This window comes from Sphingobium sp. GW456-12-10-14-TSB1 (genome assembly GCF_059424385.1).
The window spans coordinates 743548-765838 of sequence record NZ_JBWKZI010000002.1 but is presented as its reverse complement, the minus strand read 5'-3'; the positions used below and the strand labels follow the sequence as shown (position 1 = coordinate 765838).

The 22291-nt window shown below is 62.3% G+C and carries 18 protein-coding genes; 10 read left to right on the top strand and 8 right to left on the bottom strand.

The window, feature by feature from the left end; all coding sequences use genetic code 11:
* Positions 1 to 28 precede the first annotated feature (28 nt).
* The 8 genes from cobA to AC07X9_RS20745 form a co-directional block, all read right to left on the bottom strand.
* Entirely contained in the window at positions 29 to 820 is a 792-nt protein-coding gene (gene cobA, locus AC07X9_RS20780) for a uroporphyrinogen-III C-methyltransferase (RefSeq protein ID WP_017182458.1), read from the bottom strand.
* Entirely contained in the window at positions 807 to 3416 is a 2610-nt protein-coding gene (locus AC07X9_RS20775) for a nitrate reductase (protein WP_017182457.1), read from the bottom strand. The genes cobA and AC07X9_RS20775 overlap by 14 nt, the downstream gene beginning before the upstream one ends.
* Positions 3416 to 3751, bottom strand: coding sequence for a nitrite reductase small subunit NirD (gene nirD, locus AC07X9_RS20770; protein WP_017182456.1), 336 nt, complete (start codon positions 3749 to 3751; stop codon positions 3416 to 3418). Before nirD ends, AC07X9_RS20775 begins: the two co-directional genes overlap by 1 nt.
* Positions 3752 to 3756: 5 nt before the next feature.
* A complete protein-coding gene (nirB, locus tag AC07X9_RS20765; RefSeq protein ID WP_086486391.1) occupies positions 3757 to 6264 on the bottom strand; it encodes a nitrite reductase large subunit NirB in 2508 nt (835 codons plus the stop codon).
* 203 nt (positions 6265 to 6467) lie between these two features.
* Positions 6468 to 7688 (bottom strand): alginate export family protein, encoded by a 1221-nt coding sequence (locus tag AC07X9_RS20760; RefSeq protein ID WP_017182454.1) that lies wholly within the window; start codon positions 7686 to 7688, stop codon positions 6468 to 6470.
* Positions 7689 to 7775: 87 nt separating this feature from the next.
* On the bottom strand, positions 7776 to 9020 hold the full coding sequence (locus AC07X9_RS20755) for a nitrate/nitrite transporter (RefSeq protein ID WP_017182453.1): 1245 nt from the start codon (positions 9018 to 9020) through the stop codon (positions 7776 to 7778).
* Positions 9021 to 9234: 214 nt separating this feature from the next.
* A complete protein-coding gene (locus AC07X9_RS20750) occupies positions 9235 to 10449 on the bottom strand; it encodes an ABC transporter substrate-binding protein (protein WP_017182452.1) in 1215 nt (404 codons plus the stop codon).
* On the bottom strand, positions 10446 to 11027 hold the full coding sequence (locus AC07X9_RS20745; protein ID WP_017182451.1) for an ANTAR domain-containing response regulator: 582 nt from the start codon (positions 11025 to 11027) through the stop codon (positions 10446 to 10448). Before AC07X9_RS20745 ends, AC07X9_RS20750 begins: the two co-directional genes overlap by 4 nt.
* A 402-nt stretch (positions 11028 to 11429) precedes the next feature.
* Here AC07X9_RS20745 and AC07X9_RS20740 point away from each other — a divergent pair, with 402 nt between their 5' ends.
* From AC07X9_RS20740 to AC07X9_RS20695, 10 genes are all read left to right on the top strand, one after another.
* The gene (locus AC07X9_RS20740) at positions 11430 to 11891 is read left to right on the top strand and encodes a DUF3299 domain-containing protein (RefSeq protein ID WP_019052796.1); all 462 of its coding nucleotides are present in this window, start codon (positions 11430 to 11432) and stop codon (positions 11889 to 11891) included.
* Positions 11892 to 11916: 25 nt separating this feature from the next.
* Positions 11917 to 12201 (top strand): hypothetical protein, encoded by a 285-nt coding sequence (locus AC07X9_RS20735; protein WP_017182449.1) that lies wholly within the window; start codon positions 11917 to 11919, stop codon positions 12199 to 12201.
* A gap of 413 nt (positions 12202 to 12614) precedes the next feature.
* A complete protein-coding gene (locus tag AC07X9_RS20730) occupies positions 12615 to 12908 on the top strand; it encodes a metal-independent carbonic anhydrase family protein (RefSeq protein WP_241763619.1) in 294 nt (97 codons plus the stop codon).
* Between the two features lie 75 nt (positions 12909 to 12983).
* Positions 12984 to 14498: an IS21 family transposase gene (istA, locus tag AC07X9_RS20725; protein WP_021238707.1), complete on the top strand. Its 1515-nt coding sequence runs from the start codon at positions 12984 to 12986 to the stop codon at positions 14496 to 14498.
* Entirely contained in the window at positions 14485 to 15213 is a 729-nt protein-coding gene (gene istB / locus AC07X9_RS20720; protein ID WP_031304487.1) for an IS21-like element helper ATPase IstB, read from the top strand. Before istA ends, istB begins: the two co-directional genes overlap by 14 nt.
* Before the next feature lie 172 nt (positions 15214 to 15385).
* Positions 15386 to 15730, top strand: a complete 345-nt coding sequence (locus AC07X9_RS20715) for a MarR family winged helix-turn-helix transcriptional regulator (RefSeq protein WP_017183393.1) — start codon at positions 15386 to 15388, stop codon at positions 15728 to 15730.
* A gap of 425 nt (positions 15731 to 16155) precedes the next feature.
* On the top strand, positions 16156 to 17844 hold the full coding sequence (locus AC07X9_RS20710) for an MFS transporter (protein WP_254908172.1): 1689 nt from the start codon (positions 16156 to 16158) through the stop codon (positions 17842 to 17844).
* Positions 17841 to 18956: an HlyD family secretion protein gene (locus AC07X9_RS20705; RefSeq protein ID WP_017183391.1), complete on the top strand. Its 1116-nt coding sequence runs from the start codon at positions 17841 to 17843 to the stop codon at positions 18954 to 18956. The genes AC07X9_RS20710 and AC07X9_RS20705 overlap by 4 nt, the downstream gene beginning before the upstream one ends.
* Positions 18957 to 18961: 5 nt before the next feature.
* Complete coding sequence (locus AC07X9_RS20700; protein ID WP_017183390.1) at positions 18962 to 20326, top strand: efflux transporter outer membrane subunit; 1365 nt, start codon at positions 18962 to 18964, stop codon at positions 20324 to 20326.
* 681 nt (positions 20327 to 21007) lie between these two features.
* A protein-coding gene (locus AC07X9_RS20695) for an IS3 family transposase (RefSeq protein WP_119744648.1) occupies positions 21008 to 22209 on the top strand; the annotation gives its coding sequence in 2 pieces (ribosomal slippage) (positions 21008 to 21310 and positions 21313 to 22209; 1200 coding nt in all).
* The last annotated feature ends 82 nt before the right edge of the window (positions 22210 to 22291 follow it).

The following is a 22291-nucleotide window of genomic DNA, read 5'->3' as shown; positions in this document are numbered from 1 at the left end:
GATCGTACCAGCCCCTTGTGATAAGTCGTCAGGCGGGTAGCAGGGCGCGATTGCCCTGTGCTTCGGCGCGGCCATGATCCACAACCGCCTCGCCTATCAACAACAGGGTCGGTTCCTTGTCGCTGACGGCCTGAACCAAGAAGGCGAGCGCGGAGAGTTTGCCCCGAATGAGTCGCTCGGTCGGCAGGGAGACGTTGACCGCGACCATGACCGGCGTGTCAGGGTGCCGCCCCGCATCGATCAGATTACGGCTGATCTCGCTCGCCGCCGCGCGGCCCATGTAGATGCCAAGCGTCCCACTGCTCGCAAGCGCCGGCCAGTCAAGCGCGAGCGGCTCGCCGGCCATTAGATGGGCGGTCACCAGCGTCAGCCCGCGCGCGACGCCGCGCAGCGTGAGTGACATATGGCCGCTCGCTGCCGCTGCGCTCGCCGTGGTGATGCCGGGGCAGATGTGGACAGGGATGCCTTCACGCCCCAGATGCGCCATTTCCTCAGCCGAACGGCCAAAGATGGACGGATCGCCGCCCTTCAGTCGGACCACGCGCCGCCCCGCCTTCGCCGCCGCGAGCAGGAGGTGGTTGATGCTTTCCTGAGCTTTGCTGTGGCGGCCCGACCGCTTGCCGACACCCACCCGTTCCACGCCTGGCGGGATCAGGCCAAGCACCCCCGGCCCTACCAGTGCATCGTAAAAGACGATGTCGGCAGCAGCGATCAGCCGTTCGGCCTTGCGGGTCAGGAGGTCTGGATCGCCAGGCCCCGCCCCCACTAGCCACACCTGTCCGGGCGCTATCGGGGAATCTGGCAAATCATTCGGCTGCATGAAGCGTCTCCTGTTGTGCCTGCGCTAATATACTGGCCAGCGCGGGGCGGCATGACCCGCAATTGGTTCCTGCCCCCAAAGCTGCGCCGATCGCGGACACATCGACCAGACCCTGTTCACGAATGGCCGTGACAATCATGTTCAGGCCAATGTCGAAACAGACACAGATGATAGCGCCCTTGTCGGGCTGATTGCCTGGCCCGCGCGCGGCCAGCACCGATGCGCCGACTCCCTCGACCGCGAGTTGGCCGATCAGCCAGTCGCGGGTCGGCAATATGCCGGTACGGGTGACGATCAGCACGCCCGCCAGCTTGCCGTCGCGGATGATTGCGACGCGGCGGGTACCGCGCGCCCGATCGATCGCCTCGACCCGGTCACCCTTGGGCAGGCAGGCTTCCAGCCGTGCCGGATCGCCATTACCCGCCACTTCGTAGAGCGCGCCGCCCGGCACGGTGATGCGCGTCACCCATAGGCATGGCACGCGGACGGCTTCGGCCCCGCGCAGGATCAGAAAACCCTTCCATTCGGTGGCAAGCTTTTCGACCCGGACGGGGGTGGATTTGAACCCCGGCTGGCCCGAATGGGGATCGACCAAGGGGCGCGGCAGCAGGCCGGTGCGACCGCCGCTCGATTGCTGGTCGGTCCAGTGGATCGGCGTAAAGACTTCGCCGGGGCGCTGGCCATCGCTGATCCGCGCGCGGAACAGACTTTCCCCCTGCGGCGTCGATACGCGGGACAGATCACCATCGGTTATGCCCAGCCGAGCGGCATCGTCTGCATGGATTTCGACCAACGGTTCTTCCCGGTGTCGCGCAAGTTTGGGGCTTAGGCCCGTGCGGGTCATGCTGTGCCACTGATCGCGGTAGCGCCCGGTGTTGAGCGTCATCGGCCAGTCCCTAAGTGGACCCTGCAGGTCCATTTGCGTCACCAGCACCAGCCGCGCCTTGCCGTCGGGGGTCGAAAAGCGCCCGTCGGCAAAGGGCGTGCCGCCCCAGCGGAAGGGTTCCATCGCATCATAGGCGTCATTGCCGATCGTCGCTTGCGCCCGCAGGTTCAGCAGCCGCGCGCCATCATTCTGATAGGCGGTCAGCCGGGCATGTTCGCGCCAGATTTCGGCAGGACGATCATAGGCGAAGGCGTTGCGCCAGCCCATCCGGCGGGCAACCTGCGTCACGATCCACCAATCGGGCATGACCTCGCCGGGCAGCGGCATCAGCGCGCGCTGGCGGCTGATCGTACGGTCGGAATTGGTGACAGTGCCATCCTTTTCACCCCAGGCCGCAGCAGGCAGGCGGACATGGGCGTGGACAGCGGTATCGGTGGTGGCCATCACGTCCGACACGACCAGGAACGGCACCGTTTCCAGCGATTCGCGGACGCGATTGGCGTCGGGCATCGACACGGCAGGATTGGTCGCCATCACCCACAAAGCCTTGATCCGGCCTTCGTTGATGGCGCGGAACATGTCGACGGCCTTCAGCCCCGGCTTGGTCGCCATGGTCGGCGCAGCCCAGAAGCGCCCGACCCGCGCAACATTGTCCGGTGCGAAATCCATATGCGCGGCTATTGTCGAGGCAAGTCCCCCAACTTCGCGCCCGCCCATGGCGTTGGGCTGACCGGTGATAGAGAAAGGCGTCGCGCCCGGCTTGCCGATACGACCGGTGGCAAGATGGACGTTGATGATCGCATTTACCTGATCCGTGCCGCGGATCGACTGGTTGATCCCCTGGCTGAACAGGGTAACGGTGCGCGGCGTCGCGGCGAACAGCTCATAAAATTGCTGGAGCAGCGCAGGCGAGAGGTCACAGGCTTTCGCCGTGGTCCACAGGTCATGGCCGGTGCGAATATGATCCCAGAAACCGTTGGGCGCGCTGACGCTGTCGCGCAGAAAGTCCACGTCAATCAGCTTTGCCTGATCCATCCAGGCCAGCAGCCCGTTCATCAGCGCGACATCGCTGCCGGGCCTCAACGCCAGATGCAGGTCCGCGCCCTCGCAGCTTTCGGTGCGGCGTGGGTCTATCACCACCAGTTTCGTCCCGCGCGCGGCGCGGGCGGCCTGTATCCGCTGATAGACGATCGGGTGGCACCAGGCGGTGTTGGACCCGATGAGGACGATCAGGTCGGCTTTGTCCAGATCATCATAGCTGGCGGGCACCACATCTTCGCCGAAGGCTCGGTTGTGTCCCGCCACCGCGCTCGACATGCACAACCGGCTGTTGGTGTCGATATTGGCCGATCCGATAAAGCCCTTCATCAGCTTGTTGGCGACATAATAATCTTCGGTCAGTATCTGGCCGGAGACATAGAAGGCGACGCTGTCCGGCCCATGTCTGGCGATCGTGTCGCGGAACCGCTTGGCGACCAGGTCCAGCGCCTTGTCCCAACTGGCCCGTCGGTCGCCGATCATCGGATGGAGCAGGCGGCCTTCAAGGCCGACCGTCTCGCCCAGATGCGTGCCCTTGGAACAAAGCTTGCCGCCATTGGCCGGATGCGCCTCATCCCCCCTGATTGTTACGGCGCGGCCGCCGGTCGGCGTCGCTGCGATGCCGCAGCCGACGCCGCAATAGGCGCAGGTGGTGCGGATCGCCTGGCGCATCAGGCAGCCACCTTAGCCATTTCGGGCCGCGCGATCCATATACGGCCATACTCCTGCTTCACCGCGATCGTCGGAGTGCAGCCCTTATCCTCGCCCTGCGCCTCGCCGCTTTTCAGCGCGATGTTCCAGTTATGCAGCGGGCAGGCGACGCTATGGCCATGGACGATACCCTGGCTCAGCGGCCCCTTTTTGTGCGGGCATTCATTGACCAGCGCAAAAATCTGGTCGTCGCCGGTGCGGAATACTGCAATTTCTTTCTCGCCACCGATGTGAACGGTGCGGGCACCGCGCGGCGGAATGTCGGCCAGCGTGCCGATGTCGATCCAGTCGGTCATATGTCTCACTCCGCCGCGATGGAAATGGGGCTTAGGGGCTGGTGCAGGTCGCTATGGACGCCGACTGCACGCTCCGCCCACGGATCATCCTGCATGAACTGCTGCGAAAACAGGAAGCGGGCGCGCAGCGCCTCGCGCCCGGCATCGTCCTCGACGATGCGCTGCTTGACATAGGCGATGCCGACCCGCTCGATCCACGGCGCGGTGCGCTCCAGATAGCGGGCTTCCTCGCGATACAGCTGGGTGAAGGCGGCGCAATAATCGAGCGCTTCCTGTTCGGTCGCGACCTTGCACAATAGGTCGGTGACGCGAACATGGATGCCGCCATTGCCGCCGACATGGAGTTCATAGCCTGAATCCACGCAGACGATGCCGAAATCCTTGATCGTCGCTTCCGCGCAATTGCGGGGGCAACCCGACACCGCGATCTTGAATTTGTGCGGCATCCACGACCCCCAGGTCATCCGTTCGGTCTTGACGCCAAGGCCAGTCGAATCCTGCGTGCCAAAGCGGCACCATTCGGACCCGACACAGGTTTTGACGGTGCGCAGCGACTTGCCATAGGCGTGGCCGGACACCATGCCCGCCGCGTTCAAGTCCGCCCAGACGGCGGGCAGATCTTCCTTCCTGATGCCGAAAATATCGAGCCGCTGGCCGCCGGTCACTTTGACCATCGGCGCGTCGTATTTTTCGACTACATCGGCGATCGCGCGCAGTTCGCGCGGGTTGGTGAGGCCGCCCCACATGCGCGGGACGACCGAATATGTGCCGTCCTTCTGGATATTGGCGTGCATCCGTTCATTGACGAAACGGCTCTGCTGGTCATCGACATAGATGCCGGGCAGCGCACACAGCAGATAATAATTAAGCGCTGGGCGGCACGACGAACAGCCGTCGGGCGTGGACCAGTGCAGCTTTTGCATCACTTCGGGGATGGACCGCATATCCTGCGCCACGATTTCACGGCGGACATCGTCATGGCCGAAACTGGTGCATTTGCACATCGTTTTGGGACCGGACTGCACCTCATCACCCAGCGTCAGCGCAAGGATATTTTCGACAAGGCCGGTGCAGCTGCCGCAACTGGCCGATGCCTTACACCCTGCGCGGACCGCATCCAGGCTGCACGCCCCCTTGTCGATGCAGGCGACGACCTGGCCCTTGGAAACGCCGTTGCAGCCGCAAATCTCGGCATCTTCCGAGAGCGCTGCAACGGCCGCCTTAGGGTCCAGCGCGCCCCCTCCGGAGGCGAAGGCTTGGCCGAAGATCAGCAGGTCCCGAATGTCGGCGACATTTTCGCCGCGCTTCAACAAGTCGAAATACCAGCCGCCGTCCGCTGTATCACCATACAGGACCGCGCCCACGACCTTGTCGTCCTTCACCACGACACGCTTATATATGCCGCGCGATGCGTCGCGCAGGACGATGTCCTCGCACCCTTCGCCGCCGGAAAAGTCGCCCGCGGAAAAAACGTCCAGACCCGCGACCTTCAGTTTGGTCGACGTGACACTGCCCTTGTAGCCACTATGCTGATCGGTCAGGCCATCGGCCAAGGCGCGGCACATATCCCACAGCGGCGCGACCAGGCCATAGACATTGCCGTCATGTTCGACGCACTCGCCCACCGCCAATATGGCGGCATCGCTGGTGACCATATGGTCGTCCACCTTGATGCCGCGCCCGACATCCAGCCCCGCATCGCGCGCCAGCGCGACCGACGGGCGAATGCCTACCGCCATTACGACCAGGCTGGCGGGGATTTGCGTACCATCCTTCAGGCGCACGCCCTCGACCTTGCCATCACCGTATATTTCGGCTGTGTCGGCACCGGTCAGGATCGTCTGGCCCCGCCCTTCCAACGCACTCTTGAGCAGCCAGGCCGCCGCTTCGTCGAGTTGCCGTTCCATCAGCGTGGGCATGATGTGCAGCACCGTCACCTTCATGCCGCGCAGGGTCAGGCCATGCGCCGCTTCCAGCCCCAGCAGACCACCGCCGATGACCACGGCGTCACCGCCGCGATTGGCGGCATCCAGCATCGCATCGACATCCTTCATGTCGCGGAAGCTGATGACGCCGGGCAGATCCTTGCCGGGCACCGGGATGATGAACGGGTCGGACCCCGTGGCAATCAACAGCCGGTCATAGCCGATGGTACGACCTGACCGGCTGGTGACGGTCTTGCGCGCTCGGTCGATCGCCGACACCGGATCGGACGTGATCAGGGTGATGTCATGATCGTCATACCAGGCGCGGTCATTGATGATGATGTCTTGAAACGTCTTTTCCCCCGCCAGCACCGGGGACAGCATGATCCGGTTATAGTTCACATGCGGTTCGGCGCCGAAGATGGTGACGCGGTAGCGCACCGGGTCACGCGCCAGCAATTCCTCGACCGCTCGGCACCCGGCCATGCCATTCCCGACCACCACCAGATGTTCACGCACATCGTCCATTGGGACGCCGATGTCGTCCCCGCTGTCCGTCACCGGACTTGAACCGCCCTGAAATTCCATCCTCGTCACTCCGGAAAACAAAAAAGCCGCCATCCTGACCCCCGGTAAGAACCGAAAGTCAGGATGGCGGCTTTGCCATCATATGCGCCTTGCCGATCCGCCTGTGGACCGCTTCGGCTATGGTAGGAAGGGCAGCATCGCCCTCTTGCGTTGCACCATAAACGGAATCGCCGATACGCTCAAGCGATTCCGTTCATGATCGATCAATAGGACCAATCAGCCTGAAGCCACAATTTCTGCGTGTCCGTCGCCATGGCCTTTGCATCATAGCGGGCGTAGCGGACGGAGAGCGCCGTTTTCTTCACCTTCGCAGATGCGATAAGGTTGATCTCGTCGCCATAATGCTGGTCCAGCCGGTCGCTGTCGAACCGATGCCACACAGCCATCAATGCCGCACCGGAAAAAGGGCCTAGCTGCTTCCAGCCGTAGCCAGCACCAACATAGATGTCGCGAATGCCGTTGCCTGGCGTCGTGAGGAATTTGTCAGCCCAGCCCTGAAATTTGAAATTGGTACCAAGCGGTGTCTGGAAACTGGTCAACGCAGCGCCGCTACTCGCGCCCAGGACTTCGTAACCAGCGTTGAGTTTCCAGCCCTTCACGTCCAGCGTCGCATCGGCCAGCCAATAATCCGCGCTGTAATTATTGGGGTTGGCGTGATGGTCGGCCTGCTTGGCATAACTCAGCTGATAGGAGAGTTTCGCCGCCTTGGACAAAGGCTGCGTCCCTGCCAGCCGCACGCCATAGGTCTGGCTGGACAGGCGGAATGCCTGCATCGCCGCTTCATCCTGATCGACCAGATAGGCAAAGCCGCTCAGCGTCCCGACCGGCGTGACGTAGGACAGGTTGACGAAGATATTGTCGCCGCTCACCGCCTGCTGCCGCGCGCCCTTGCCCTGAAAACCCCAGATGGTGCGCACGCTCCAGGCATAGGACAGGTCCAGTTTCAGCCCCTGCGCGGGGGTCAGTTCCATCCGCATCGCGTCGAATGTCTGGCCATTGTTGCGGAACGCGACATTGCCGACGAACCGTTCGTCGTCCAGCGCGATCCGCTGCCGACCGCCGGTCAGCGTGACCAGCTTGGTCTTGTACTGAAGCTGGGCGATATAGAGCGCGACATTCTCAGGATCGGCTATGATCGGCCGGTTCGCCGCCCCGTTCAGCCCATCATAATATCTGTCGACCACCGCCAGATTGCCCTGCCCAATGACTGTGGCGCTCAGCGCCCCGCTGGTCGCGGCCAGCCCGGCACGGGCGCGGATGGTCAGCGCATCGGACTTGTCTATCGCCAGTCCTTCCTGATCGGCATGTTCGTAACGCAGGCGTGCTTCGGCCACCGGCTTGATCCTGATGTCCTGGGCCTGGGCCGCGGACATGACGGTCCCTGCGGCGGCCGATATGGCCGCCGTCGCAATCATATATTTCATGGATGTCATCCCCCCTCGGATGATGGTGCGACCGGTATAAGGGGGCGGCCTTCCATGAAGGTCCGCCCCTCCCCTCCAAACGTCAACTCAGATTCGGGCGCCCGTGCTCCAGGTTGCGCGCCACCGGGCCTTGACCAGCGCCAGCCCAGCAAAGGCGATGACCGCCAGCCCCGCAAAGATCAGGAAACCGGCCGAAAAGCTGCCGGTCAGTTGCTTGGCAAAGCCCAGCGAACTGGCGAGATAGAAGCCGCCAATGCCGCCCGCCATGCCGACGAGGCCGGTCATCACGCCGATTTCCGCCTGAAACCGCTGCGGCACCAACTGGAACACCGACCCGTTGCCTGTGCCGAGCGCCAGCATGGCGATGACGAACAGGCCCAGCGCAGCCCCCAGCGTGGTGGCGAAGGCTACCCCCGCCAGCGCAATCGCGGCGACGATATAGACCATCATCAGCGCCTTGACGCCGCCAATCCTGTCAGCCAGCGCGCCACCCAGCGGACGGACCAGCGATCCGGCGAACACGCAGCCTGCAGTGCAATAGCCCGCCATCACCGGAGTCAGGCCGAACTGGTCGGTGAAATAGATCGGCAGGCTGGCGGCAAGGCCAACGAACCCGCCGAAAGTGACGGCATAGAAGGCCATCAGCAGCCAGGCGTCGGCCTGTTTGAGCGGCTGGAAATAATCGACCATCTTCTTGGCCGGGGGCGCATTGGGTGCATCCTTCGCCATGATCATATAGATGACAAAGACGATGCTGAGCGGGATGCAGGCCAGGCCCAGCACGGCGTTCCAGCCGAACAATTTGGCCAGGCCCGGCGCGAACAAGGCGGCCAGCACGGTACCCGAATTGCCCATGCCGGCCAGACCCATCGCCTTGCCCTGATGTTCGGCGGGATACCAACGGCTGGCGAGCGGCAGCGCGATCGCAAAGCTTGCCCCGGCGAAACCCAGCACTACGCCCAGCGCCAGCGTACCTTCAAAGCTGTTGATGCCCAGCGCCCAGGCAGTGAACAGGCCGATGATGACGATAACCTGGCTGATCGCGCCAGACAATTTCGGGCCGATCCGGTCGACCAGCAGGCCGTTGACCACGCGCAACAGCGCCCCCATCAGCGTCGGCGTGGCGACCATCAGCCCCTTTTCGGCGGGCGTCAGCATCAGCGTCTTGGCGATCATCGGGGCGAGCGGCCCCAACAGCACCCACACCATGAAGGCCAGGTCGAAATAGAGAAATGCCGCGATCAGGGTCGGCGTGTGGCCGGCCTTCCAGAAGCTGGTCGTGGCGGCGGGTTGCTGCCCTTCGCCCTCCCGGTCCCAATATGCAGTTGCCATGATAGGTCACCCCCAGGTTCGAAAATGAACAAAAAAAGCCGCAGGCCGGACATTTCCCGATGGGACGTCCGGTCAGCGGCTTTGCTGTGTGATAGATCGGAATGGCGGTCCCGACCTTGGGATGACGCATTCCTGTTCAACGCGCATCGTCGCGCGGTTACAATCTTATCTCGCGATTCGCGTCATGTTGCAAGGCACAATTTTTCGCCGAAAATCAACGCAGCGGCGCAAAACCGCTCAGAAATTCGTCGATTCGTTCCGGGTCGAACACCCGCTTGTCAAAGAAGCTGTCCGGCCCCAGCGTCAGCTCGCCCCGGCGCGATCCGACCGCCAGCGGTGCGGCGACCGCCCCTTCCAGCTTCATGCTGGCGCCGGGCATCGGCACATTGCTGTCGGCCAGCGCGCGGCGGAATATGTCGGGGCGGAACACGGCCCCTGCCCGCGCAGCCATATCCGGATCATGATCGACCATGCCCCAGCGCACCAATTGCGAATAGATCCACAACGCCTGACTGCGCCAGGGAAAGGGCGTTGCTTCCCGCCCGAACAGCATGAAATCGGGACTGACGATCGAGGGTTCGCCAGCCCGCGCGACAAGTGTGCCGGAGAGGGCGCGATCGATCAGATAGGCGGGCTGGTCGACATAATCCGGTCGGGCCAGCAAATGCGTCAGGTCGTCGCGGTGCGCTGGATCATCGCACCATGCCGCCGCCCGCACCAGCGCGCGCAGCAGTCGGTCGACGGTTTGCGGATTCTCCTCCAGCCAGGATTCGCGGAAAGCCAGCACCTTTTCGACGCCGCGTCGCCAGATGCGCTCGCCGATCGCCACGGTTTCAGCGAGGCCCGCTTCCACCGCCGCGCTGCCCCACGGTTCGCCCGCGATGAAACCGTCTATCTCGCCCGCGTGCATCGCCTCGACCGTCAGTGAGGGCGGCAGCACGCGCAGCACGACATCGCGATCCGGGTCCACGCCCGCGCTCGCCAGCCAATAGCGCAGCATGATCGCATGGCTCGAAAAGCGGTGGACGACGCCAATCACCGGCTTACGCCGCCACAGGCCGATCGCGGCGGCAAAATCATGCGCGGTGCCCAGCGGATCGGCCAGACGGCTGGCGATAGCCTGCTCCAGCGCCTTGGCGAAATCGCAGGCCATGACCAGCATATTGCCGTTGACGTTCAGCTTGTAGGGCGCAGCCAGCGCGGCGGGCTGCTGGCTCAGCCCCAACGTCACCGCTACGGCCAGCGGCGCCAGCATGTGCGCGGCCTGCACCTGACCAAAAACCAGCCGGTCGCGCAGCGTCGCCCAACTGGTCGTGCGCACGAGATCAAGGGCAATCCCCTCCTCCTCGGCAAAACCCCTTTCCCGCGCCGCCACCAAGACGGCGGCATCGGTCAGCGGCAGGAAGGCGATGCGCAGCCCTGTCGTCATAATCCCCCTCCCAACAGGTCGCTGGCGGTGATCAGCGCCTGCGCCACTTCCACGATTTTCTTGCCCTGATTCATCGCTGCCGTCCGCAGCAGCGCATAGGCATCCTGCTCGCTCAGCGACCGCTGGTTCATCAGAATGGACTTGGCGCGGTCGATGATCTTGCGGTCGGACAGCGCGCTGCGCGCCTCTTCCAGTTCACTCTGGATCTTGGCAAAGGCGTTAAAGCGCCGCACCGCCAGTTCCAGCACCGGCTTGACCCGCTCCTTGCGCAATCCGTCAACGACATAGGCCGACACGCCCGCATCGATCGCCGCACCGATCATCGCCTCGTCAGACTGGTCCACGAACATGGCGATCGGCCGGGCGAGCGCACGGCTGACCGTCAGCATCTCCTCCAGCGTATCGCGACTGGGGCTGCCAAGGTCCATCAGAACCACATCGGGGGCCATGCGTTCGAGGCGCGCGACAAAGCCGCCGCGCGGCGGGACGATATGAATATCGTCATAGCCCGCCTCGTGCAGCCCCTCTTCGAGGACGCTGGCCCGCAGCCCGCTGTCATCAATGATCACGATTCGCATGGAGCTGACTCGCCGGACATGGGGACGGCAGGTCGGGCAACGGCAAGGCAAGGTCAAGAGGAGAAGCCACGGATGCGTTCCCTTCGCCTCAGATGGCCCTGTCACGCCTGCCGGCGAATATCGTCAGGAACTTTGACCTGAAGCTGCCTTGTGCGCCTTTTCGCGGGCTAGCGAATTGCCATGTGGTCGCAGAATACCACTACGGCACTAGCAACGACTTGCGCTATCATAGCGTCACAGTCGGTCGGGGACCAAGGCGTCTGTTCCTCCTCGACTCTCCCGACTTCCGAAAAGCAGAGAGGCGGAAGCGCCGCTTGACTTCACCATGCCAGAATATAACGTTATCTCATATCTGATCGGAGACATGCGTTGCGAGCTGCGGCTTTGTTTTTTTGCCATGCCATGGCGGCTGCGATCCTGATCGCACCGGCGGCGGTCGCGCAGCGTCCCGATAATTTGAAACCGTCAGAATCGATCTGGAAGCCTGCGGCTGCGCCGCCGGGCGGCATATCCTGGGCCGTGCTGGAATCGACCAAGGAGATCCAGCGACGCCAAGCTGGCACCATCTATTCAAAGCCTGCCTTCTCACCGAAGGTCAAGGCGCTGAAAGGCAAGCGGATCAAGGTAAGCGGTTATGTCATGCCGCTTCAGAACAGCCCCAAGCAGACGCATTTCGTACTGCTCGCCTACCCACCCGATTGTCCTTTCCACCTGAACCCGGCTCCTAATCAGTTTGTCGAGATCAGGACCAGTGCACCCATTGCGGTGCGATCGGGCGTACAGTCGTTCGAGGGACAGTTGATCTTGAGTGGCGAAGACGAAAGCGGCATTTTCTACCTTATGAAGGAGAGCCGCGAGATTTGAGCGCGGCGTCGAAAGGACGTGATTTATGCGAGGTCCAGTTTCAATCGGCGTTCAGCTCGCCTCGGCCGCGTCGCTGCTCGTCGCGATGCCGGCCATGGCCTGCGATATGCACGGATATGGCTTCGGGGAAGCGGATATTTTGGCCGCGATCGACTATACTGGCCTGTCCTACAGGGAACAGCTCGCCGCGCAAGAGGAAGCGCTGGCTCGCTATGAACAAGAGAAGGCTGCCGAACTGGAACGGGCCAAGACGGCGTTCGCTTCACGTTTCAAGGTTGATCCCGCACCGGTCGAAATGGCGCAGCAATAAACCCGTATTGACGATGATCAGCCATGGCTGGTGCAAAATGAACTGCCTGCGCCCGATGCTTGATCGCAAAGCCCAGATGCCTATTGCCGAGTAGGCTGCGGCTGGCAGAATCATGTGGTCACTGGCTTGGCCTGTCGCTCAACGATTTTGCCCATGGCAACGCGCTAATCTGATCGGAGCGGGGGCGGCTCATCCCGACACATAGCTGAACATAGGTGATCGTCTGCGCCGAATGTAGCTGCGCCGGACGCCACGAAGCAGCGATGGCAACAGAACCAGCAATATAAAATTACACGCACAGTATGTTATGGTATAACATACTGTGCAATATGAGATCATCTTGCATGTGCAAGAAGGCGGATCGGAAGCGGCTTTGCCTGTCCAAGGCAGAGCATATCGGAGTTGGCGAACGAATGTTTACGGAAGATATGGTGCATAACGCGTTGCAGACATGGTGCGACAACGTCGTCGCAGTCGGCAAGGCGCATTCCGAAGGCGGAGACGCCCGTGCTGTCGCGGTACAAGTCCTGCACGATAATTATGACTATGATAATGGAAAGGTTCTGTTCAAGCCGACCCTGACCTTTGGCACGCAGACCTATCGTCCCACAAAGGAGGGGGCGCTCGCCTATTTCACGGGCGGCGACGAGAATTTTCCCGACGACAATGAGGATCAGCGTGCAATAGGCACCCCCTTCGTGGGGTGATCGGCGTGCAAAAAGGACCCCTTCATCCCGGGGATTTAGTCGGCCGACTGGTTTTGATCAGTTGGCGAGAACGGGATGTTGATCGTGGAGACAGTGGTTCGGATTCGGCGTGAGCATGCAGCGGGTAAGGCGATCAAGGCGATCGCTCGTGACCTTCGTTTGTCGCGGAAGGTCGTCCGCAAAGCGATCCGGTCGCCGGAGGCGGCGTTCAACTATCAGCGCAAAGTCCAGCCGCTGCCGCGGATCGGTCCTTATCAGGATCGTCTCGATGCGCTGCTTGAGGAGAACGAAGGTCGCGGCCGCCGCGATCGGCTACGGATGACGCGTATCCATGACCTGCTGGTGCGCGAGGGGTTCGATGGATCCTATGATGCGGTGCGCCGCTATGCGGCGCGCTGGCGTGCTGCGCGGCGGAAGGATGCTGGCGAAGGCGCACCGGCGTTCATCCCGATGACCTTCCAGCCGGGTGAGGCCTACCAGTTCGACTGGAGCCACGAGGATGTGGAGATCGCCGGCAAGCCGATGCGGGTGAAGGTGGCGCATATGCGTCTCTGCGACTCGCGCGCACCCTATGTCCGGGCCTATCCGCGCGAGGGCCAGGAGATGCTGTTCGATGCCCATGCCCGGGCGTTCGCGTTCTTCGGCGGTGTGCCGCGACGCGGTATCTACGATAATATGAAGACGGCGGTGACGGCCGTGTTCACCGGCAAGGAGCGTGTGTTCAACCGCCGCTTCCTGATCATGACCGATCATTACATGGTCGAGCCGACCGCCTGCTCGCCGGCGGCGGGATGGGAGAAGGGCCAGGTCGAGCAGCAGGTCCAGACAATCCGAGGCCGCTTCTTCCAGCCGCGGCTCCGGTTCGCCAGCCTGGCCGAGCTCAACGGGTGGCTGGAGGCCGAGTGCCGGCGCTGGGCCGAGCATCATGCCCATCCCGAACGCGGGGATATTACCGTCGCCGAGGCGCTGGATATGGAGCGACCGGCCCTGCAGCCGATCCTGGCACCGTTCGACGGCTTCCATGAGAGCGAGCATGCCGTCACCGGCACCTGCCTCATCAGCTTCGATCGCAACCGCTACTCGGTCATGTCGACGGCCGCACGCCGGACCGTTCAGGTGCGCTCCTATGCCGATCGCATCGTCATACGCTGCGGCGATGCGATCGTCGGGGAGCATGAGCGCCACTTCGGTCGGAACCGCACGATATACGATCCCTGGCATTATCTGCCGGTCCTCGCGCACAAGCCCGGCGCGCTGCGTAACGGCGCACCGTTCCAGGACTGGGATCTGCCGCCCGCCCTGCACCGATTACGGCGAAGGCTCGGCACCGGGGACGAGGCCGATCGCAGGTTCGTGCGGGTCCTCTCGGCGGTGCTCACCGATGGCCTGGAGCCGGTAGAGGCTGCCGTGCGCGAAGCGTTGGCGAACGGAACGGCCAGCGACGAGCTGATCCTCAACATCCTCTCCCGGCGCCGCGAGCCGGCGACACCCCACAGCATCGTCACTTCGGAAGACCGGATGCTGCAGCATCCTCCGCTCGCCGACTGTGCCCGCTATGATCTGCTGCGAGGCTATGATGCAGCGGCATGATATGATCGACACGATGCGCGGCCTCGGACTCAAGGGCATGGCGGCGGCGTTCGACGAGGCGGTCACCACCGGCCTCCAGCGCAAGCGCACCACCATGGAGATACTGACCGACCTGCTCCGTGCTGAGGCGACCCACCGGGATGCAGCCTCCATCCGCTATCGGATGACGGCTGCGAGGCTGCCCGTGGTGAAGGACCTGGAGCGGTTCAGCTTCGAGGGCACACCGATCAATGAGGAGATGATCCGCTCCCTTCACGATGGCTCCTTCCTCCCGCCTCGCCGCAATATCGTGCTGGTCGGCGGCACGGGGACAGGCAAGACCCACCTCGCCATCGCGATCACCGCCAATGTCGTGCGAAGGGGCGCTCGCGCCCGCTACTTCAACACCGTCGATCTGGTGACACGCCTCGAAGAGGAGACCCGGATCGGCAAAGGCGGGACCCTGGCGGCGCAGCTGTCGCGGCTCGACCTGATCGTTCTCGACGAGCTCGGTTATCTGCCGTTCGCCCGCTCGGGAGGGCAGTTGCTGTTCCACCTCATCAGCAAGCTTTATGAGCGGACCAGCGTCATCATCACCACGAACCTCGCCTTCGGCGAATGGCCGACCGTGTTCGGCGATCCCAAGATGACCACGGCGCTGCTCGACCGCGTCACCCACCACTGCGATATCGTCGAGACGGGCAACGACAGCTGGCGCTTCAAAAACCGCAGCTGACAGCCACCTTCGGCGCCTTCAAAAATCTATCTTGCGCTGCGCGCGCCTCCGGTCGGGCTACGCCCGCCCTCCGCCGCACGCAGCGCAAGGCCATCTTCAACAAACCAGCATCATATTATCTGAAAAGGGGGTCCCTCTTCGACGCCGATCGGGGGTCCCTTTTGAACGCCGTTTGACAACCTATCCGCAATATCTCGCGCTGGTGGCGCTCAGCAGCAAGGAAAGCCAGACCGTCAGCGAACTGGGCGAGCGACTCCATCTGGAATCGAATACGCTCACTCCCTTGATCAAACGGTTGGAAGCGGCCGGATTGGTGACCCGCACGCGGGACAAGCAAGACGAACGGGTTGTCCGCCTGGGTCTGACATCGGCGGGCAGTGATCTTGCCAAGACAGCTCTGGGCTGCGTCCCTGCTGAAGTTCTCAAGGCAACCGGCATGGATGAAGCTGCGCTGAAAACGCTGAACAGCAATCTTGCCAAGCTAGGTGCCGCACTGCGCGATCCTGCGGCACGATAGAGGCGATCTGGTAAGGTGTCCCGGGAAAGCAGCGCTGAGCAAAGCGGCCAGTATTCCCTCTCCGCATTCGTCGCAGATGCTTGAACACCGATCATGCTAAAATCTGTTTGCGGACGTTCCGCTTGTGGCAACTGATGCGCATGACCAATCTTGGTCGAGGCCGCTACGCAACGAACTGCCCAATGCCCAGGCCAAGATGTTGATCGAAGCCGGGCGGCGACATTGCAACACCATCTGCATGACAACCAAATCCACCTTTGAAATTAATCCATGTTATGTTTTTTGCGACGTGCCGGGAACTTCAGCAAAGACATAACGTATTCGACACAAGTTGAATTAGGCCGGACCATGTTGGTTGGCCGCTCAGGGGTGACATATGGCACATCGGAAAAATTCCGGCCGTCCCAAGGACGAGGGGCTGGCCTGTGGCTGAGCCGCCGCCCCCATTGATCGACAAGGCCGATGGATATGCCTTCAAACCGCATGAAATGCCGATCCTACCCGGATCGCCCGCCAACCCGGACCATCCAGCCCGTCGGCGCGCCGCCTATCTGGCGATCGGCGTATTCATCGGCCTCGTCGGCGGCGCGCAAAATGGCTTCTTGCTGGCGAATACGCCAGCTCTGCAGGCGGAATTTGCGCTGACGCCAGTCGAGGCGGGGTGGATGACGGTCGCATTCTACGCGACCTATGCCACGATGAGCATGCTATTGTTTCGCGTGCGACAAGAATTTGGCATCCAGCTGTTCTTGCGATGGGCGATGGCGGGGCTCGTGCTCGCCAATTTCGTGCAGCTTATCGGGCCGGGCTATCACGCCGAATTGGCCGCGCGTGCCGTTGCCGGAATTGCTGCGAGCGGACTGTCGGCTCTCACTATCTATTATCTTATGCAGGGCCTTCCGCCGACGATGCGGACTGCGGGTCTCGTACTCTCACTTGGACTCACGCAAATCGCTTTTCCGTTCTGCCGTGCGCTGTCCCCCGCGCTGTTGGTCGATGGCGATATGACCCATGTTTTCAAGTTCCAGTTCGCACTCTCGCTGCTGGGTCTTGCTTTTGTCTACCTGCTGCGTCTGCCACCGGGCGTGCGCAAGATGACCTTCGAAAAACTCGATATCCCGAGCATGATGCTGTTCGTGCTGGGCGTCGCCTCGCTCTGCGCGTTCCTGATCCTGGGACGCATCGTGTGGTGGGACGCGCCATGGCTGGGCTATACGGTGGTGCTTGCGGTTATCGGGCTAGGCGGCTGTCTGCTGATCGAGGCCAACCGAAGGAGCCCGATGCTCGACCTGAGCTGGCTATCGAGCCGTGCGATCCTCAGCATCGCGGCGATTGGGGCGACGGTGCGCATCCTGGTCGCAGAGCAAGGTTTCGGGGCGAGCGGCATGTTCACGGCGCTTGGTTATGGCAATGAGCAGCTGACCGGCTATTTCTGGGTGCTGACCGGAGCGACTACTGCTGGCATGCTGCTATCGGTCATCCGGCTCGACCCAAAGGATTTGACCCGGCCCGTGCTATTTGCCGTGCTCGTGATCAGCGTCGCAGCCTTTGCCGACACCCGCACCGGCGTCATGAGTCGCCCTCAGGATCTCTATCTGTCACAGGCAGCTATCGCCTTTGCTGCCGTGTTCGCCATGGGGCCCGTGCTGATGCAGGGGATGCTGCGCGCGCTTGCTGCGGGGCAAAATTATATAATCAGCTTCATTGCCATCTTCTCGCTGTCGCAATCGGTCGGCGGCCTTGCTGGCATTGCGCTGCTGTCCGCCTTCCACACGGTCCGGCTCAAGACGCATCTGATCGATGCTGGCACGACGCTCGCGATGAGCAATGTCCAGCTCTCTCAAGCTTTCTCGAACACGGCGCAGCGCACCGCGCCATTGCAGCAGGACCCGGCGCTGGTGCAGCAGGCTACCTCGGCCAGTATCTCGGCCCAGATCGGCCGCGAGGCAGCGGTGCTCGCGTTCAACGACGTCTTCTTCCTCATCTGCACGCTCTCGGCGATCACCTTCGTTGCGCTGCTCGTGCCTTGGGTGATCAACAAGATTCGCGGGCGCAATCCGCTCGCCAAGGAACTCGCCTTTATCGAGGCCATGCGCGCAAGGAACGACCCATGACATCCGTCAACCCGCAAGCTGCCGCCACCGAAACATCGGCCGCCGCCAGCACGCCTGCGCCGCCCGAAAAGGGCTGGTCGCCCCAGCTGTCGCGCGAGCGCGTGCTGATTGCTGGCGCGCTGATAGTCATTGGCGTGCTGGTTGCGCTGTTTGCTTGGGGGTTGCCACCCTTTGCCGGAGGCGATCAAACCACCAACAACGCCTATGTGCGCGGGCGCACGACCATCGTCAGCCCGCAGGTCGCAGGCTATCTCGTCGAGGTTCGCGTCGCCGATTTCCAGACAGTGAAAGAGGGCCAGTTGCTCGCGCGGATCGATGCCACGCCATTCCGCCAGAAGGTGCAACAGGGAGCCGCGAACATCGCCGCACAGCAGGCGACACTGGCCAATAGCGAGCAGAGCCTGCGCTCGGCCCAGGCACAGTTGCAGCTCCAGGATGCGGCTGTGGCCAGCGCCCAGGCGGGCTACCAGAAGGCACAGGCAGATATGAACCGCATCAACGAGCTGGTCGATGAAGGCTCGATCTCCTTGCGCGAACGCGATCAGGCGCTGGCGGCGCTGCGTCAATCGCAGGCCGGCGTAAGGCAGGCTGAGGCTCAGCGCGCTATTGCGGCCCAGAATGTCCGATCCGTCCGGGTGGGTCGCGGAGCGCTGGAGGCTCAAGTCCAAGGCGCCGAGGCATCGCGCGATCTGGCCGCCTTCGAGCTGTCGCGGACGGAAATTCGCGCACCGCGATCGGGTCGATTAAGCGAAATCACCGCGCGAGAAGGCCAGCTGGTCAGCGCCGGAACCCAGTTGATGTACATCGTCCCCGATGAACTTTGGGTGGTTGCGAACTTCAAGGAAGCGCAGACGGAGAATATGTCGGTCGGCCAGCGCGCCACACTGGAAATCGATGCGCTCGGCGGGGCACAGCTGACCGGCCGGGTCCAGAGCATCGCGCCTGCGGCCAGCAGCGAATTCAGTATCGTCAAGCCTGACACCGGCGCGGGCAATTTCGTCAAAGTGCCACAGCGGATCGCTGTGCGCATCGTGCTTGATCCTGACCAGAAGATCGCCCGACGGCTTGGCCCCGGCATGTCCGTAGTCGCCACCGTGCATACCGGGGAGTGAAGCCGATGCGCAGCCGCTTCATCGCCACGCTCACCGGCGCCCTGCTGATTTCTGGCTGCGCGCCTGCCTTGCAAGATGCACCCCGGGGTGCGTCGGTGGCTGCGCCGATCGCTTGGCGCACGCAGCTTGGCGTGCCCGCTCCGGTCGAGGCGCAATGGTGGCAACGCTTTGGCGATCCGCAAATGTCTGCACTGGTCGAAAAGGCTCGCGCGAACAATCCGGATGTCCGGATCGCCGCTGCCCGTGTCGAGCAAGCGCGCGCCACGGAGCGTGGATCACGCGGCTTGTTGCTGCCCTCGCTCGGCATAGGCGTCGATGGCGCGGTTCGGCGAGAAGTGTCTCCCTTCGGCCAAGGACTGGAATCAGTCGGTGTGCAACCGGCATTTCGCGCCAGCTACGAGCTTGATCTCTTTGGCAAGAATGCCGCGCAGATCGACGCGGCCAGCGCCGGCGTTGCCGCGAGCGAGGCCAGTGAAGAGGCAGTCAGGCTCTCCGTGACTGCCGCAACCGCAACTGGCTATATCACGCTGCTGGCGCTCGACGCGCGTCTGATGGTGCTCGAAGATACGGTCGTAGCGCGTCAGCAGGCGCTCAAGTTCGCCCGTGACCGCGCCGAAGTCGGCTATACATCGCAGCTCGAACTCCGTCAGGCCGAAGCCGAATATCAGGCGGCGGTCCAGCTGGTGCCACAGCTCCGGGCACAGATTGCGCGGCAGGAAAACGCGCTTGCGGTGCTGAGCGGCGATCTGCCACGAACGGTTGATCGTGGTGGCACGCTTGATAACCTGCGTCAGCCAGCGGCGCCCTCGACTTTACCTTCCGAACTGCTTCGGCGCCGTCCCGACATTGCGGTTGCCGAGTATCGCCTCGCCGCTGCCGATGCGCAGATGCGGGCAGCCCGTGCGCAATTTATGCCATCGATCAACTTGGGCGCGAGCGCTGGCATCGCGATTTCGGATCTGCTCGCCGATCCGATCAGCTTATGGTCGGTAGGCGGCAGCATCCTTGCGCCGATCTTTCAGGGTGGACGTCTTACCGCGCAGCTGGACGCCACAACTGCACAGCGCGATCAGGCCGCTTGGGCCTATCGCTCGGCGGCACTCAACGCGTTCCGCGAGGTAGACGACCGTATGGCGGTGCTCGCCAATCTCACCAAACAAGAGGTCGCGTTGCGGGCCCAGAGAATGGCGGTGGCAGACGCCCTGCGCCATGCTTCAAACCGATATCGAGCCGGCTATACGGCCTATATCGAGCAAATCGACGCTCAGCGCGCGCTTTTGGGAGTCGACCTGTCTTTGATACAGACCAGAACCGATGAACTCACTACCCTAATTGGTCTTTACCAGGCGGTGGGAGGCGCGGCAGATTAGATGGCGCCGCCATTATCAATGCGAAAATAGAAACCAGAGCACTTGGCAGCATATTAAGTCCCCTAAACAAGCGCGATTTCATAATAGTGAACCATGCCGGATTTGTCGAAGGCCCCAACTCTTAAGTAGATGGAGCTGATTACACCTTGGAAATGGCTCGACTGGTTGAGAATGCGCAAAGCCCCGGCACTTTTGCGTCGGGGCTTTGAGTAAGGTGTCTGGCATTGGTTGCGGGAGGGCGATACAACCGAAGCCGACATCCAATATCCTCACGTATATGATCGAAGTTCCATATTTTTAATATTATTCAAAGTTTTACATCACTGTGAACACTTACTCCACAGACCGTTCCGCGGCCCGCGCACGGTCCCCATCGATGCATGATGTGTTTGCTTGTAACGGCTACGCGATTGATAAGTTTCGATCTGCCCTTTTCGCCAAAGAAAACTTGGCGGTCGAAATTATCAAGCGATTGACCCATAGACATTGTCGTGACGCCTCGCCGGTAGATTTCCATTCACTCAAATCCCCTTGGGCGAAAGGTGCCGGGAATTCGAACATCTACATTGTTCCGAAATGTGATGTCGTCACCATATGAAGTAGCCCCCAAAAACGCCTGACAGGCCCTCACACTTATGGAAGTGTGATGCATATGCCTGACCGTATGACCGCGTAGAGGTCATTACCTCGGTGCAGCGCCGTCGGCGCTGGACGCCCGAGGAGAAGATTCGCATCGTTGAGGAGACCTATTTGCCGGGGAACTCGGTGTCGCTGGTCGCCCGCCGCCATGGCATCGCGGGCAACCAGCTATTCACCTGGCGACGGCTGATGACTCAGGGTGCACTCACAGCCGCTGCGGCCGGCGAGGAAGTTGTGGCCGCATCCGACTACCGCGCGCTTGAGGCGCAAGTCCGCGAACTGCAGCGCCTGCTCGGCAAGAAGACGATGGAGAACGAACTGCTGCGCGAGGCTGTCTCCCGGGCCGCAGGCCCAAAAAAACAGCTGTTGCGCTCGACCTCGTGGCCCGAGGGTGGACGGTGAGCGGGGTTGCAAATGCCGTCGGCATGTCACGACCGCATCTCTCCGCAATGCAACGACCAGCAGAACGACGGCGTCGCGGGCGGCCGCCCTTGCCCGACGCCGAACTCGCCGCCGATATCCGCAGGCTGATCGCCGACCTGCCAACCTATGGCTATCGGCGCGTGCATGCCCTGCTGCGCCGCGAGGCGGAAAAAAACGGGCGCGCAGCGCCCAATCCAAAGCGCGTCTACCGAGTCATGAAGCTGCATGGCTTACTGCTCCAGCGCCACGCCGGACGCCGCGAGGAACGCCGGCATGACGGCAAGATCGCCGTCGTCACTCGCAATACACGCTGGTGTTCGGACGGCCTCGAGATCGGCTGCGACAATGGCGAGAAGGTCCGCGTCGCCTTGGCCCTCGACTGCTGCGACCGGGAGGCGATGGGATATGTGGCCACTACCGGCGGCATCACCGCCGAGGACGTGCGCGACCTCATGGTTGCCACCGTCGAGCATCGCTTCGGCCAGGTGAACAAGCTGCCCCACACCATCGAATGGCTGACTGATAACGGCAGCTGCTACACTGCCCAAGATACAAGGCGCTTCGCGCGCGACATCGGCCTGGCACCACGCACCACGCCGGTCGAAAGTCCGCAGAGCAACGGAATGGCCGAGGCTTTCGTCCGGACCCTCAAACGAGACTACGCCCGCGTCAGCCCGCTACCCAACGCACAGGCCGTCATCGACCAGCTGCCAAAATGGCTCGACCACTATAATGGCGTGCATCCGCATCGCGCTCTAGGCTACAGATCGCCAAGAGAGTTTATCGAACGTTCAACCCGTGAGGAACTGTCCGGCCTTTAGGGGGCAACAACACCATACAGGGCACGCTCCTAAACAATTTAACATACCTATTATTATCGCGCCGGAATTTTTCTCATGGTGG